This window comes from Vibrio sp. Isolate30 (assembly GCF_022397975.1).
Classification (GTDB): domain Bacteria; phylum Pseudomonadota; class Gammaproteobacteria; order Enterobacterales; family Vibrionaceae; genus Vibrio; species Vibrio fortis.
The window spans coordinates 839,791-854,225 of record NZ_JAKEUS010000001.1 but is presented as its reverse complement, the minus strand read 5'-3'; the positions used below and the strand labels follow the sequence as shown (position 1 = coordinate 854,225).

At 44.3% G+C, this 14,435-nt stretch carries 13 protein-coding genes; 11 read left to right on the top strand and 2 right to left on the bottom strand.

Going from position 1 to position 14,435, the window contains the following annotated elements; all coding sequences use genetic code 11:
* Positions 1-3: 3 nt before the first annotated feature.
* From L1D60_RS03740 to L1D60_RS03725, 4 genes are all read left to right on the top strand, one after another.
* Positions 4-1,077: a PQQ-dependent sugar dehydrogenase gene (locus L1D60_RS03740; RefSeq protein WP_239839804.1), complete on the top strand. Its 1,074-nt coding sequence runs from the start codon at positions 4-6 to the stop codon at positions 1,075-1,077.
* Positions 1,078-1,559: 482 nt separating this feature from the next.
* Positions 1,560-1,769 carry a cold-shock protein gene (locus L1D60_RS03735; RefSeq protein WP_032552737.1) on the top strand — a complete coding sequence of 70 codons (210 nt, stop codon included), beginning with the start codon at positions 1,560-1,562 and terminating at the stop codon, positions 1,767-1,769.
* Between the two features lie 112 nt (positions 1,770-1,881).
* Positions 1,882-2,421 (top strand): YaeQ family protein, encoded by a 540-nt coding sequence (locus L1D60_RS03730; RefSeq protein ID WP_239839803.1) that lies wholly within the window; start codon positions 1,882-1,884, stop codon positions 2,419-2,421.
* Positions 2,422-2,431: 10 nt separating this feature from the next.
* Positions 2,432-2,977, top strand: a complete 546-nt coding sequence (locus L1D60_RS03725; RefSeq protein WP_239839802.1) for a hypothetical protein — start codon at positions 2,432-2,434, stop codon at positions 2,975-2,977.
* 378 nt (positions 2,978-3,355) lie between these two features.
* Here L1D60_RS03725 and folE read toward each other — a convergent pair whose 3' ends face one another.
* On the bottom strand, positions 3,356-4,009 hold the full coding sequence (gene folE, locus L1D60_RS03720; protein WP_239839801.1) for a GTP cyclohydrolase I FolE: 654 nt from the start codon (positions 4,007-4,009) through the stop codon (positions 3,356-3,358).
* Positions 4,010-4,197: 188 nt separating this feature from the next.
* Between folE and moeA the strand changes: the two genes are divergently transcribed.
* The 7 genes from moeA (at position 4,198) to L1D60_RS03685 (ending at position 12,978) form a co-directional block, all read left to right on the top strand.
* Positions 4,198-5,433, top strand: a complete 1,236-nt coding sequence (gene moeA / locus L1D60_RS03715) for a molybdopterin molybdotransferase MoeA (RefSeq protein ID WP_239839800.1) — start codon at positions 4,198-4,200, stop codon at positions 5,431-5,433.
* Positions 5,434-5,445: 12 nt separating this feature from the next.
* Positions 5,446-6,195, top strand: coding sequence for a molybdopterin-synthase adenylyltransferase MoeB (moeB, locus tag L1D60_RS03710; protein ID WP_239839799.1), 750 nt, complete (start codon positions 5,446-5,448; stop codon positions 6,193-6,195).
* Between the two features lie 252 nt (positions 6,196-6,447).
* On the top strand, positions 6,448-8,592 hold the full coding sequence (locus tag L1D60_RS03705) for an LruC domain-containing protein (protein ID WP_239839798.1): 2,145 nt from the start codon (positions 6,448-6,450) through the stop codon (positions 8,590-8,592).
* Positions 8,593-8,687: 95 nt separating this feature from the next.
* Positions 8,688-9,128 carry a hypothetical protein gene (locus L1D60_RS03700; RefSeq protein WP_239839797.1) on the top strand — a complete coding sequence of 147 codons (441 nt, stop codon included), beginning with the start codon at positions 8,688-8,690 and terminating at the stop codon, positions 9,126-9,128.
* A gap of 147 nt (positions 9,129-9,275) precedes the next feature.
* Positions 9,276-9,599 (top strand): hypothetical protein, encoded by a 324-nt coding sequence (locus L1D60_RS03695; RefSeq protein WP_239839796.1) that lies wholly within the window; start codon positions 9,276-9,278, stop codon positions 9,597-9,599.
* A gap of 60 nt (positions 9,600-9,659) precedes the next feature.
* On the top strand, positions 9,660-10,505 hold the full coding sequence (locus L1D60_RS03690; RefSeq protein ID WP_239839795.1) for a sulfurtransferase: 846 nt from the start codon (positions 9,660-9,662) through the stop codon (positions 10,503-10,505).
* Between the two features lie 175 nt (positions 10,506-10,680).
* Positions 10,681-12,978 (top strand): EAL domain-containing protein, encoded by a 2,298-nt coding sequence (locus L1D60_RS03685; protein ID WP_239839794.1) that lies wholly within the window; start codon positions 10,681-10,683, stop codon positions 12,976-12,978.
* Between the two features lie 86 nt (positions 12,979-13,064).
* On the opposite strand, the gene L1D60_RS03680 is transcribed toward L1D60_RS03685, so the two are convergent.
* Complete coding sequence (locus L1D60_RS03680) at positions 13,065-14,072, bottom strand: sugar-binding transcriptional regulator (RefSeq protein ID WP_239839793.1); 1,008 nt, start codon at positions 14,070-14,072, stop codon at positions 13,065-13,067.
* Positions 14,073-14,435: the final 363 nt, after the last annotated feature.

The window sequence follows — 14,435 nt, the reverse complement described above, 5'->3', positions numbered from 1 at the left end:
TGTATGAGATTAAGTCATTGTATTACCGCTGCTTTAAGCCTAGCTATTGCATCACCTAGTCAAGCACTTCAAGTTGAGAAAATCACCGATGGTTTGTTGATTCCTTGGGGGCTTGCGTACATTGACGACAATACGATGTTGGTGACGGAGCGCGAAGGCGTGATCAAACAAGTTAACCTAAAGACTGGTGAACAAGAGACTCTTTTTCGCCTGCCTGACGTATGGGCTAAAGGACAAGGAGGTGCCTTAGATATTGCCCTCTCTCCATTTGAAAAAGACAAAATTTACGTCACCTACAGTAAGAAGCAACAAGGTGATGCCGTCACAGCACTGGCCAGCGCAACCTACAACGGAACGCAGATTACCGATTGGCAAGACGTGTTCGTTTCTCAATCCTTGACGGATACGGGTCGCCACTTTGGTAGCCGAATTACTTTTGATAGTAACAGTCTCTATTTCTCTATTGGTGATCGCGGTGAGCGAGACAACGGCCAAGACACGCAAACCCATGCAGGTTCAATATTACGGCTAACACCTGACGGCCAAGTACCTAAAAACAACCCTTTTGTGAAAAACAAAAACGTACTTAACGAGATTTGGAGTTATGGCCATAGAAACCCTCAAGGCCTTTTCTATGATAAAAAAACCAAAAAGCTTTGGTCCATTGAGCATGGGCCTCGAGGTGGTGACGAAATCAATCTGATCAAAAAAGGCGCAAACTACGGTTGGCCAGTCACATCCCACGGTAAAGAGTATTGGGGCCCAATTAAGGTTGGCGAAGCAGAGACTAAAAAAGGTATTGAGTCGCCTGTAAAAGTCTATGTTCCCTCTATCGCTCCGGGTAGTTTAGTGCTTTACAGAGGAGAAAAATTCCCTGAGCTTGATGGCAAGCTGCTATCTGGTGCGTTAAAGCTTGCCCATATTAATGTTGTGACACTCAACAATAAAAGCCAAGCCATTGCAGAAGAGCGGTTGTTTGAAGAAATGGGAGAAAGAATTCGTGATATTGAAGTGACGCCAGAGGGTGATATCTACTTTAGTACCGACAACGGGAATTTGTATCGCGTAACTCATTAGGTTAGTAACCAAGGTTGGGTATTGTCGTCTTTTTGACGTGCTATCGGCCTTGGAACCTTTGTAGACAAGGGATTAGTCATTCGAATGAGTCTAGTTTTTATTTTGTTTTACGCCTCACATTTCACATCCATTATTGATATTAATAACTGTTGAATTAGTGCTTTGACTCCAGTTTTTTGCCAAAAATCACACCTATCTGTCACAAAAAGTACAACAAAACACCATACCATTGTAACTACATGATATCTAAGGGATGGAAAGTTTGACTGCCTCCAAAGTTCTGCAACCTTTAGCACAAGATCCCATTGACACCGACCCTGTTTGATTTAGACTCGATTTCGGCTAGAAAGAAAGTTCTTTGTATATAAACATATCGTCGGATTACTAGTAACCCCCCGTTGTGTTGTACGCAATAGCAATAAACTTTTCCACGCTATCGGTGCCGCAATAGGCTCAAATAAAAAATAATTTAGGATATCATCATGTCTAACACAGTTACTGGTACAGTAAAATGGTTCAACGAAACTAAAGGTTTCGGCTTCATCCAACAAGAGAACGGTCCAGACGTATTCGCACACTTCTCTGCAATCGTTGGTGACGGCTTCAAAACTCTTGCTGAAGGCCAAAAAGTTGAGTTCGTAGTATCTCAAGGTCAAAAAGGTCCTCAAGCAGACAGCATCAAAGTAATCTAATTGATCGCTTAAAGCATTCCTGAAATAGCCAGCTGACGCTGGCTATTTTTTTACCCAAAATTCATTCAGTTAAGGTAAGATAGAGGTCAATTTATAATACAAGACAGTGCTAATGGCTCTTAAACCTACAATCTACAAATTTCGTATCTCTCTCACTGACATGAATCGAGATTACTACGACTCGTTCAACCTTACTATTGCACAGCACCCTTCTGAGACTGAACAACGCATGATGGCACGTATCATGGCGTTTTGTATCAATGCTTCACCAGAGCTTCAATTCACCAAAGGTTTATCGACTATTGAAGAGCCAGACCTATGGCAAAAGTCTCTTGATGACCAAATCTTAGAGTGGATCGACGTAGGTGAACCGGATCCAGAGCGCGTTAAGAAAGCCACTCGATTATCAAAATCAGTGAAAGTATTCAGCTTCAACACCAAATCAAATGTTTGGTGGGAACAGAACCGCGGTAAGTTTGGCTACTTGGATGCTCAAATTGTTCGACTTAGCAACGAAGGCATTGAACAGCTGGCGGAAATGACAGAACGCACCATGGATCTTTCAGTGATGCTTACGGGTAATTCAGCCTTTGTTAACAGTGATACCCAGTCTGCTGAAGTGACTTGGGAAGAACTGCAAAGCAACGAATAACATCAGCACTATGAGTAAACTCGAACACTGTTTATCAGAAGCAGGCTACGAACAGATTCAAGCGCTAAAAATTGGGTTTGAGCAAGAATCAAAAGACTTTATCCAGAGTAACCAGTCTTTGTTCAAGCACGCATGTGAAAACAAGCCTGACAACTCCAGCATTCAGACCCTACTCGGATTGCTTACAAAGACCCACATCGACGCAAGCTACGAATCTAGTGCTGACAAAGATGCCAACGAAGCGATGCAGCAAGTTCTCGAAGAAACCGTTGGGCAAGAGCATAGTCAAAAGTTCAACCATTCAAGTTCGAAAAAGCTGCAGTTCATCACTCACCTTTGGCTGTTTGTCCAAGGGCGTATGGGTATGGATTACAGCCTAGCGAACGATCATGCAATGGCGACAGCCTCACTACTATGCCGAATAGTTAGGCAGACTGAAGATGAGATTCGCGTTGCGTTCATGGGTAGCTTCTACGATGGTTTGAACATCTATCAGGCGCAGAATAAACCATCGGGTTTCATTCATAGCTTTAAGCGTTTATTTAACCTGTCTTAATAGCTTCACACTCAAATGAGAAATGCGCTTTGCTGTTGCAGAGCGCATTTTTTTTGCAATCCCGTCGTAAGAGATTCCCTATTACGCTCATCCCTCGCTCTAGGGAATGACGAGTGTGTTTTCTTGCCATCCCTTGACCTGTTGCTCAAAGATCCAAATAGCAAGAGCACCGTCATCCCCAAGAAGGAGGGACGACTAAATCGGGGATCTATCGCCAGCACAAAACCACATATGTACAAAAAAAGACTCCCCGTAATGCTTGCTGTCGCGTTAGGCAATGGTGCTAATCAGATACAAAAAAGCCCCGCAGAGTGCGAGGCTTCGAATATTTCTTGTCGATTTAAAAAGCGAAATCGAACTTATCTAATCAATCGTAGATTAGCGTAAACCGTGCAAGAACTCATGACGGGTTGCTGGGTTTGACTTGAAAATGCCACCCAGAGCCGTTGTGGTTGTTTCACTGGTTGCATCCATGACGCCACGAGACTTCACACAGTAGTGAACAGCATCCATGGTTACTGCAACATCATCAGTTTCCAACAAAGTTTGCAGTGCAACTAAGATTTGTTGCGTCATGCGCTCCTGAACTTGAGGACGCTGTGCAAAGAAACGAACAATGCGGTTGATCTTAGAAAGACCAATGATTTTTCCACGAGGGATATAAGCAACCGCCGTTTTTCCATCGATCGTCACCAAGTGATGCTCACATGTACTGGTTACCGTGATGTCTTTCACGCGTACCATTTCTCGAACATTCATCTTGTTTTCGATTACGGTGATTTTAGGGAAGTTGGCGTAATCCAAACCAGAGAAGATTTCATCGACATACATTTTAGCAATACGATGCGGTGTTTCTTCCAAGCTGTCATCCGTTAAATCAAGTTCTAGAAGAGTCAGAATCTCACGCATATGGTGTTCGATTCGTTCCTTTTTCTCTTCACGGCTTACCTGATTCGGGCTCATTGGTGTTTCTAACCCGCGGCTCGCTAGCGCATCTTTAACCAACTTCGCTGATTCGCTAAGACCTGACATTGAACTTCCTCTTCTATTACCCCTTTTGGATGGCAGACAAGGATACTCGGAATTTTGAATAATTACACCCATATTTTAAGGGAGGTCATTATTTACGGGCCTCAAATTATGCTAAAGTGGCATCAATTTCGTTGATACCGCTGTACCAACAAACAAATCAAAATAATAACGATCAAAGGAATTCAATTATGGGCTGTTGCGACGCTCCCGGCTTGATGCCAATTGAAGAAGCACTTGATAAGCTGCTATCACCAATCACACCAATTCAAGAAACACTATCACTACCGCTGGCGGATGCTTTAGGCTACGTTCTTGCTGAAGATATTCTCTCACCTATTTTTGTTCCTCCTTTTGATAACTCAGCAATGGATGGTTATGCCCTGCGTCTAGCGGATCTAGAAAATGGCTACACGCTTCCACTCGCTGGTAAATCATTTGCAGGTCAACCGTTTGAAGGTGAATGGCCACAAAACACCTGCATTCGTATCATGACTGGCGCTAAGATACCTGAAGGTTGTGACGCGGTGATCATGCAAGAAAACACGCGTGAAACCGAAGGCGGCATAGAAATTCAGCAAACTGACATCAAGCCAAATAACAACATTCGCCCTACTGGTGATGATATCAAACAGGGTGATGTTGTACTGAGTAAAGGCGAACGCCTAACTCCTCGTGATATTCCAATGATCGCCTCTCTAGGTATTAGCCACATTCAAGTGCTGCGTAAACCTAAAGTGGCTTTTTTCTCTACAGGCGACGAACTTAAGCCTTTGGGTCAGCCATTAGAAGATGGCCAGATCTACGACAGCAACCGTTATGGTATCAAGCCACTGATTGAAGCTTTCGGCTGTGAAGCAATCGACTTAGGCATCATTCCTGATTGCCCTGCTACGCTTAAACAAACATTCGAAAAAGCGCAAGAGCTCGCTGACGTCGTAGTCACTTCAGGTGGTGTAAGTGTTGGTGAAGCTGACTACACCAAAGACATCCTTGAAGAGCTTGGGCAGATTGGCTTTTGGAAACTGGCGATTAAACCGGGCAAACCTTTTGCCTTTGGTGAACTAGAGAACGCTTGGTTCTGTGGCTTACCGGGTAACCCAGTCTCTGCAGTTTTAACCATGTACGTACTTGTACAACCAATGCTTGCGAAATTGGCTGGCAATACAGCTTGGAAAGCACCTGAATCAATCCCTGCGACAACACGCTCTGCATTTAAAAAAGCACCAGGACGCACCGACTACCAACGCGGAATCTACACCATTGAAAATGGTCAGTTTGTTGTCGAGACAACTGGCAACCAAAGCTCAGGTGCATTCCGCTCAATGAGCCTTGCAAACTGCTTTGTGGTACTTGAACGTGAACGCGGCCGAGTTGAGGCGGGTGAAACCGTGCAAATCCAACTGTTCAATTCAACACTCTACTAACGAGGCTTGTTAATGGAAATTTTGTCTGACGTGGAAATGCTTCGCTACAACCGCCAGATCATCCTTAAACAGTTCGATTTTGAGGGACAAGAAGCGCTCAAGCAAAGCTCCATACTTGTGTTGGGCGCTGGCGGTTTAGGCTGTGCGGCGTCTCAGTATCTGGCTACTGCAGGTGTTGGCAAACTCACGCTTATCGATGATGACGTGGTGGAATTGTCTAACCTACAACGACAAGTTCTTCATACTGATGCAGACATCGGCAAGAAGAAGGTTGAATCTGCGGCTGAGTCACTCAAGTTATTAAACCCTCACTTGGCTGTTGAGACAATTGATCGACGCCTGTCAGATGACGAACTAATCGCCTTAGTACAATCTCATTCTTTGGTATTGGATGCGTGTGATAACGTAGAAACACGAAACCAACTCAATCGTCTCTGCTATCAAGCGAAGGTACCTTTGGTATCTGGTGCAGCCATTCGTATGGAAGGACAGATCAGCGTATTCACCTACCAAGACGAAAACACTCCGTGTTATCAATGTTTGAGTGCACTATTTGGTAATGCGGCACTTAGCTGTGTTGAGGCCGGTGTTATGGCGCCAGTGGTTGGTATGGTCGGTGCCGCGCAGGCGTTAGAGGCCATTAAAGTGATTGCGCAGTTCGGCTCCCCAAAAGAAGGCAAGCTACTTATCTTAGATGCTATGTCCCACAGTTGGCGAGAAATGAAACTGATGAAAATGCCCACTTGTACAGTGTGTGGCTAACCCAGTTTTTAAGTAACACCCATATCATTTTCACAATTGAGCTTCGACTGTTAAGTTGAAGCTCTTTTTATAGCTACTCCCGCGTATTTTCATTTTGATAACACGCACTACATCGCCTCTCATCTCGTTACCATTTCAATTCTCATTTTGAGAAAATTAACCAAATCAAAATTTAACACCTATAAAACAATAACTTAAGATTGGCATAAGAATTGATACTCATACATTATCTTCCATTACAAGGATGTTGATATGAGAATCCCAACGTTAAGTTTGCTTCTAAGCGCACCAATGATAGTGCAAGCAGCCCCCTTTGAAACTTGCCCAAGTAAGGCATATCTATTTCAATCTACGCCAGTTCAAGTATATGGGGTCAATCTCGTCACAGGCTCTACCACGTTGTTGCAATCGGACACAGGTATGGACGTCAATATTAATGGTGTCGGTTTCAGCTTCGATGACCGCTATATCTATGGCTACGACACAACTAATAAAAGAATTGTTCGACTTGGGGAAGATTTCCAAGCCGAAGTCGTCAACACAAGCGGCCTACCGACTGACCACACCTTTTATGTCGGGGATGTTTATAACAGTACCTACTATCTGTACCGCACTGGTAAAGGACTGTTCACTATCGACTTAACACCACTCGCGTCGGATCCCAATGCAGTCCTACCCGTTGTGAAAGTGTCTAATATTGCCACTGTTAAACTCACAGACTTTGCGTTCCATCCAAGTGATGGCAAGCTTTACGGTATCGATAACAATTCAGGAGTACTCTACTCCTTCGACCCTAACACAGGCGCAGAAACTTCGATCGGTGATACGGGCGAAACGGGTACATTTGGTGCTGGCTATTTCGATGTCAATGGTAACTACTATGTGTCACGTAACCAAGACGGCAAAATCTACCGTGTTAATCTATCGCCAGATAACGCAGCCAATATCGCTGCAGGCATAGTCCCTGCTGTAGAGTTTGTCTCTAATGGCCCTAGCTCTGGTCAAAATGACGGTGCTCGTTGTGCCAACGCTCCTGTTATTGACGAAGATTCAAATATCGATTTCGGTGATGCACCAGACAGCTACTTAACACTGCTGAACAGCAATGGCCCTCGTCATGAGCTTGATGGAATTACTTGGCTCGGAACAGAGGCACCAGACGGAGAACAAGATGGCTTTGTATCACCTCAATCCGATGAAACAACCGGTGTCGATGATGAATGGACCAACGGTGGTATCGGATTTGTTACGGCACTTGAGGCTGGCCTCGATTCTAAAGTGATGATTGAAGCTTCAACCACAGGTTACCTGTCAGCTTGGATTGATTGGAACCAAGATGGCAGCTTTGACGGCGAAAACGAAAAAGTCTTTTCTGACTACCAACTGTCTGCAGGTGAAAATGAGCTGTTCCTTAATGTCGATGTCAACGCATTAACGGGGACTACTTGGGCTCGATTCCGTTTCAGTCAACAAACCAACCTTGAATATTATGGCGGTTCAACATCGGGTGAGGTTGTCGATATTCAAGTCGATGTGCTTAACGATGGAGCGACTGCTCGCTACTTCCCAAGCGCTTCTGGTTACGCAACACTAGCGTACGAAGATAACTGGCCGTATAAAGCGGATTACGACATGAACGATGCCGTGCTTCGCTATCGCATCACAGAGATCTTAAAAGATGGCAAAGTCGTCAAATCCACTATTGATGGTCGTTTAGTCGCTGTCGGCGCTGATTACCTAAATGGCTTTGCCGTACGCCTACCAAATCTTGCACCGAGTTCTGTTAGCACTGGCAACTCCTATATGAAAGAGAACGGTGTCTTTACTTCTCTAAATATGGAAAGTGGTCGTAGCGAAGCTATCTTTGTTGTCGCAGAGAATCTCACTGAGAAAATTGCCACCAGCTGTGATTTCTATCGTACCCAGAATGGCTGTAAAGATGACGAACAATTTGCGTTCCAAATTGGCATTTCACTGGATGGTGAAGGCGTTGATACAAGCGCTTGGACAGACATGCCGTACGACCCGTTCATCTTTGCAACACCAGGGCACTATCACGGTCCCAACCTACCTCTGCACCCAGGTCGCAGTTGGGAAGTACATTTGGCTGACCAAGCACCAACAGAGGCCTTTGACAGCGCAAATCTATTTGAAACGGGTTTAGGTGTTGATGACAGTAGTCCAAGTGAAGGCAAGTACTTCAAAACAGCGGAGAACCATCCTTGGGCACTAATGATCACATCAACCACTGAATGGGAATGGCCACAAGAACGTGTAGACATTGTTACTGCATATCCACAATTCAAAACGTTCGCAGAATCTGGCGGTGCAGACGCTACCGATTGGTTCCAGTCACCTGAAGCTGGTCAATGCTATGACTTGAGCACAGGGGAGTAATCATGATGAACAAGCAAATGAAATCCTCACACTCTAGTCGCTATAACTTTGATTCATCAGCTGTAAAGGGAACATTAACAAAAGGAAGTAGAGCCATGGTTAAACAAGCTTCATTGATGACATTAATCGCCAGTACTACTTTAATCTTTGGTTGTGGTGGAGGTGGCGGCGGAGGTGGCGGTTCAACAGCAGCGCCCGCTCCGGCAGTGGCAAGCACGATGTCTGATTTAACCGTACCAGATGGCTTTGACTACAACCCGGTAGAGCAGCATGACCTTGATATCGATATCAGCCACATTTCGACGAGCCGTTCATTTGTGTCTGTTTACAGCCGCTACTCTGAGCGCAGTGATGCTACATTTAAACCAGATTACTCAAGCCGACTAATTGCTGGATCACTAAATAATGGGCAGTTCAGTTCTTCATTTACGGCCCCAATCAGTGAGGAGAGTATCCTTATTGAAATCTGGTTCTATGACGGTCAACCACCGCTTCAACAAGTGGTTTCATCAGATGTTATGCAAGTAACCTGGTAGATAACTGAGCAACGATAAGCGAGCCTATATGGGCTCGCTTTTTGTTGTTGGTTACCTCACGAACTCGACAGGCTTGATTAACAAATAAGGATAACTGGCGTATCTTAAAACTAATTGCATACAGTCTAGGAGTTAAAATAACACTCTATGAAACAGCTAAAGTTGGCGTTTGTTATTCTCGGCGCAGGTATTCTGGTGTTAGTGGTGCTAATACAGTTGACCGCCCCCTCCTCTGATCCCATACAAAAACGGGCAATCGTTATGGCGAATACGTTGACCCAATCTCTTGATGGTCATCGCCGTTACCTGACCTTAAAACTTGATGGCGAGCCAAGCTTTCGATTGTCGGTACCAGCGACTCTTGATTGCCCCATTGATTCTGTAGTGATTGTTGATGCATTATTGAATCAAACAACCGGACAACAAAGCTATAAATATCAGCGCTGTATTGCTGCTGATGCGACTCATTAGCGTATCCAAAAATCATCGTTCTTAGATATCTAAATCACACAACACAGGAAGTGGAGTACCATGACTCAACCTCTGATCACACCCGCTCAGTTGAACGAACTGCTAAAACAGCAAGATATTATCCTTCTCGATGCCAGTATCGAATTTCAGATCCCGGGAGAAGCACAGAAAATCACAGACCAGTACATTCCTGGCACGATTAAATTCGACTATGACAAAGACTTTTGCAATAAGCATACTTTGCTCCCGCACATGTTCCCTACCGAGAAGCATTTCAACGAGCGAGCTAGAGCCTTGGGCATCAACAACACCAGCACCGTCGTTGTCTATGACAATGCTGGTACGTTTGCTTCGCCACGTGCTTGGTGGATGTTTCATGCTATGGGACACAACAATACGCTGATTCTAGATGGTGGTTTACCAGCATGGGTAGAGTGTGGATTTGAGACCGTTTCAGATTACACCGCCGTCGATGCACAAGGGGACTTTGAAGGCTCGCTCGACAAGCATTACTTCATTGATGCCGTTCAAGTAAATGAATACTCTAGAACGCAACAGGCGAATATTCTTGATGCACGTTCGCAAGCTCGTTTCGATTCTAAGGTACCTGAGCCTAGGCCGGGCCTTAGAAGTGGGCACATTCCAAATTCAATCTGCCTACCCTTTGCACAAGTTATGGAAAATGGTCGCTTAAAATCAGACCAAGAACTGAAGTCTATCTTTAGCAATCTAAACCTAGAGCAAACTATGCCTATAGTCTTTAGCTGCGGCTCTGGTGTTACCGCTTGCATTATTTTGCTGGCGGCTAAAATTGCAGGGCATACAAACCCTATGAGTGTTTACGATGGTTCGTGGACTGAGTGGGGAGCCAAAGAAGAGCTACCGATCGAAGTGACCAAGTCATAAAAACAACGGCTAATTGGTCTAGATAACAAATAACTTTGATCGAAAAGATACTGCGTCGCTATGTGTTTTGTTACTATACAACACAACAAATACGGCGTTCTTTTTTTGCAATTTCGATTCAAGGTTTCTCAAAACTGGCCGTTACATGAGTGTTATCTAGACCCAAAGGCGTTGTATGGCTGTATTCAAAAAAAATATCTGGACGTTGTACGTATTGATCGTACTACTGACTACGATACTTTTTTCCGCATTTGGGATTATCAAGTGGCAAACCAATCGTGACGACTTCACTCGCCAGCAACACATGCAGCTTGAGCTATTCTCTAATTCTGTCGACTCACTACTGACTAGCCAAGAAGCACTGCTTGAGGTCGTCGGCCATCAACTAGTGCAGCAATCTGATTTTACCCGCACGGCTGCGATTCAAATTCGTCCTATTTTGGATAAACTGCTCGATACACACCCTGCAATTGCGGCCTTTGGTTTGATAAACCCTCAAGGTGAGTATTTGGCCGTTAGCTCCAACTTAATGCTTACAGAACAAAGTAACCTGCTTGATTACGATTACACACGTGAGTCGTTTCTAGAGGCCATTGAAAGCCAGAAAATGGTATTGGGTCGAACCTATTTCCAAGACTCATTAGGTACGTTGATCATCCCAATCCGCAAATCGATATCCATCAACGGCACTGATGTTGCCGCGGTAATGACGGCTGGGTTAAAACTCAACAGCACCATTTTGTTTAAAAAGAACGTAAACACTGCAGATCACAACAGTTTAAGTTTGCTACGTGATGATCTATACAGACAGTTCTATTCTAAAGACGTGGTTTCACTAAGAGCTTACTCAACACCTGTCGATGAAAACATGGTTAATCGTATTGCTGATAGCTTTGCGAAAACTTACAAAACCAATATTCAAGACGCGAAAAATAGCGGTGACATCTACTCGATCATCGTTGAGGATTCTGGCCAGAATTGCATTGTCACTACGACCTACCTCAAAGACTATAATTTGTGGGTAATTGCTAGCACGCAACTCGCTTATGTTGACCAAGTATTTTGGCAAGAATTTAGCATTTATATCGGTGTGTTCTTATTGTTACACGCCGGCTTTTACATATTGGTTAAGTCTATCTCGAAGAGCGAGCTACGAACACGCACGCAGCTTATCTACCAAGCAAACCATGACCCACTGACCTCTTTACCGAATCGCTTCTATATGCGCCAGAACATCAGTCGTTGGCTCGATGACGAGAAGCATCCATTTACACTTCTGTTTATCGATATAGATAACTTCAAGAGTGTGAACGACACTCATGGTCATGACTTCGGCGATAAGATCTTGAAACAAATCGCCCTGCGTCTGAGCCGCTTCCAATCGCGCCTTAGCCTAGTGATCAGAGATTCAAGTGATGAGTTCTTATTCTTAACGCCACTCACTAATGAGAGCGAACTGCACCGCTTAGCTGAACGAATTATCGAGGTGTTGTCCAAGCCTTACGATGTAGACGAAGCACAGTTCTTATTGAGCTGTAGTATCGGTATCGCGCAGTTCCCGCAACATGGTAGAGATCTCGATAGCCTTCTTCGCTCAGCAGATATCTCGATGTACAAGGCGAAACAGCAGCAGAACTCATACAGCATGTTTACAGCTGAAATGCAGGAAACGCACTTATACAAGATGAAAGTGGAACAGAAGTTAAGGGTTGCCGTTGAAAAACAGACGCTCTTTATGGTGTTCCAACCGCTTCTGCGAGCAGATGGTAACGTGAATGGTGTTGAAGCCTTAGTACGTTGGATTGATGACGAGCTTGGTTTTGTACCGCCTGACGTATTCATCCCTATTGCTGAAAAGACGGGATTAATGCCTAGATTAGGCGCGTTTATCATTGAATCAAGTGTTCAACAAATAGCGCATCTACACCGAATTGAGATGGTCAAGCTAGGGCTATCGATCAACATTTCAGTGCGCCAGTTTATGCATGCTTCATTTACGGAACATCTTCTAGCGACACTGGAAAAGTACCAGTTCCCGAGTGACTATCTAACGCTTGAGATCACGGAGAACTTATTCATTGAAGACGTGCAACAGGTACGCCCTATCTTTGAGTCACTCAATGACAGAGGTATTAAGATCTCACTGGATGATTTCGGAACAGGATATTCTTCACTGAGTATGCTGAAAGCTCTACCAATATACGAATTGAAGATCGATAAGAGCTTTATTGAGAACATTAACTGCGATGCTCAATCTCTGACTATGGTTCAAAACATCATCGCCATTGGTAAAAACTTTGGCATGGTAGTACTGGCAGAAGGGGTTGAGACCAAAGAACACTTTGATGTGTTAAAGGCTTGTCACTGTGACTTAATGCAAGGCTACTACTTCTCGCGCCCGATACCGTATGAGGAGCTCAGCCAGTACCTCAAACAATATGCTCCTTCATTAAAAGAAGAGTGTGAAGCATAAAAAAATGGAAGCGCGTGCTTCCATTTTTTACATCCTTATTAGGTATAACCCAAAGAGCCGCTCTGGTAAGCGAATAAGCACACTATCTAGTTAGTACCCTCACCCTTTTCTACATATTTCATCTGTTCGTCTAAGTTGAGAACGGTTAGTGCATTACTTACGCTGGTCGCAATCACATCCACAACCCCAGTACGAAGCGCACCAAGCAGTGCTAATGGTTTACTGTTTTCGGCTGCGATAGCAATCACCTCCGCAATAGGGCGAAACTCTTCTAGACCCAAACCAATAACACGGTCACTCATTACTGTGTTGGCTGCTTTTCCGTGAACATCAAAAAAGTCATAGCCAGCAAAGTCACCAACCACACCTTGTAACAAGCGAGATTGAACAACCTCCCCTGCTGTAAACCAGCCTAGGTCAACCATGTAGCTGTTCTCGCTCATGTCACCAATACCCACTAACGCCACATCTGCCTTACGAGCAAGGTCTAAGGTTTGCTTAACTGTGCTGTTTTCCATAAAGGCCGTTTTCTGAGCCTTGTTCTCCGCATAAGCGGGCGCATACAGAGTTTCCGATGAACCGCCATACTTTTTCGCTAGCTGACGACAAATGTGGTCTGCGTTAAACATACCACCTCTTGGGTGTATACCACCGATGCCACATACAAACTTACAGTCACGGGGAGTAATTACACCGGTATGATGTGCGACAGACGATACGTTACGGCCTTGACCGACGGTCACTACCATACCGTTTTTTAGGGTACTGGTTAGATAGTTGGACACTAGACCCGCTACTTGTTGTCGCTGCTGCTCTTCATTCGGTTGGTCGAGCGCGACAAGCGCACGTTTAACCCCAAAACGTTCAATTAGGCGTTGTTCTATTTTGGCGCTGAATACAGGGTGGTACTTAACCGTAATTTCTACGATACCTTCGTCTCGGGCTTGCTTGAGCATTCGACCAACCTTTGCACGAGAGATTGAGAACTTTTTCGATATCTCTTCCTGTGTCGCACCGTCTTGGTAGTAGGCAACCGCCACTTCGGTGAGAAGATCAGTATTTTCTTCCGACACATCTTGAATATTCTTACTCATATACCACCCAACAAGTATTTAACAAATTATTTACCTAAATAAACAGCAATTGCTCGATGACAAAGCAACTGTCGCAATAGTTTACACCATGAACATATGTAATGATAGAAAACAAATGCTCACCTCATTCGTTATCACCAAAGTGTAATTGAACTGGTTAACACACGAGCATTAAACGTTTGCTTTCAGACCCCGTGTTTATTGGAGTAAATTATATTTGATTGAAGTCACTTTACTGTACTATTTGCCATTGACTTTACCGTGAGATCGGATAAATATGGCTTCATCATTTACTCAGCCAACGAACATATGTTCGAAGCAAATGTTCGTCAGCTCGAAATTTTAAAATTAATGAACAACTGA

Coding starts and splice junctions, on each gene's coding strand:
- L1D60_RS03680 (WP_239839793.1), bottom strand. CDS start 14,072: ATGAGTAAGAATATTCAAGATGTGTCGGAAGAAAATACTGATCTTCTC.
- L1D60_RS03740 (WP_239839804.1), top strand. CDS start 4: ATGAGATTAAGTCATTGTATTACCGCTGCTTTAAGCCTAGCTATTGCA.
- L1D60_RS03685 (WP_239839794.1), top strand. CDS start 10,681: ATGGCTGTATTCAAAAAAAATATCTGGACGTTGTACGTATTGATCGTA.
- L1D60_RS03730 (WP_239839803.1), top strand. CDS start 1,882: ATGGCTCTTAAACCTACAATCTACAAATTTCGTATCTCTCTCACTGAC.
- L1D60_RS03725 (WP_239839802.1), top strand. CDS start 2,432: ATGAGTAAACTCGAACACTGTTTATCAGAAGCAGGCTACGAACAGATT.
- L1D60_RS03735 (WP_032552737.1), top strand. CDS start 1,560: ATGTCTAACACAGTTACTGGTACAGTAAAATGGTTCAACGAAACTAAA.
- moeB (WP_239839799.1), top strand. CDS start 5,446: ATGGAAATTTTGTCTGACGTGGAAATGCTTCGCTACAACCGCCAGATC.
- moeA (WP_239839800.1), top strand. CDS start 4,198: ATGGGCTGTTGCGACGCTCCCGGCTTGATGCCAATTGAAGAAGCACTT.
- L1D60_RS03700 (WP_239839797.1), top strand. CDS start 8,688: ATGGTTAAACAAGCTTCATTGATGACATTAATCGCCAGTACTACTTTA.
- L1D60_RS03705 (WP_239839798.1), top strand. CDS start 6,448: ATGAGAATCCCAACGTTAAGTTTGCTTCTAAGCGCACCAATGATAGTG.
- folE (WP_239839801.1), bottom strand. CDS start 4,009: ATGTCAGGTCTTAGCGAATCAGCGAAGTTGGTTAAAGATGCGCTAGCG.
- L1D60_RS03690 (WP_239839795.1), top strand. CDS start 9,660: ATGACTCAACCTCTGATCACACCCGCTCAGTTGAACGAACTGCTAAAA.
- L1D60_RS03695 (WP_239839796.1), top strand. CDS start 9,276: ATGAAACAGCTAAAGTTGGCGTTTGTTATTCTCGGCGCAGGTATTCTG.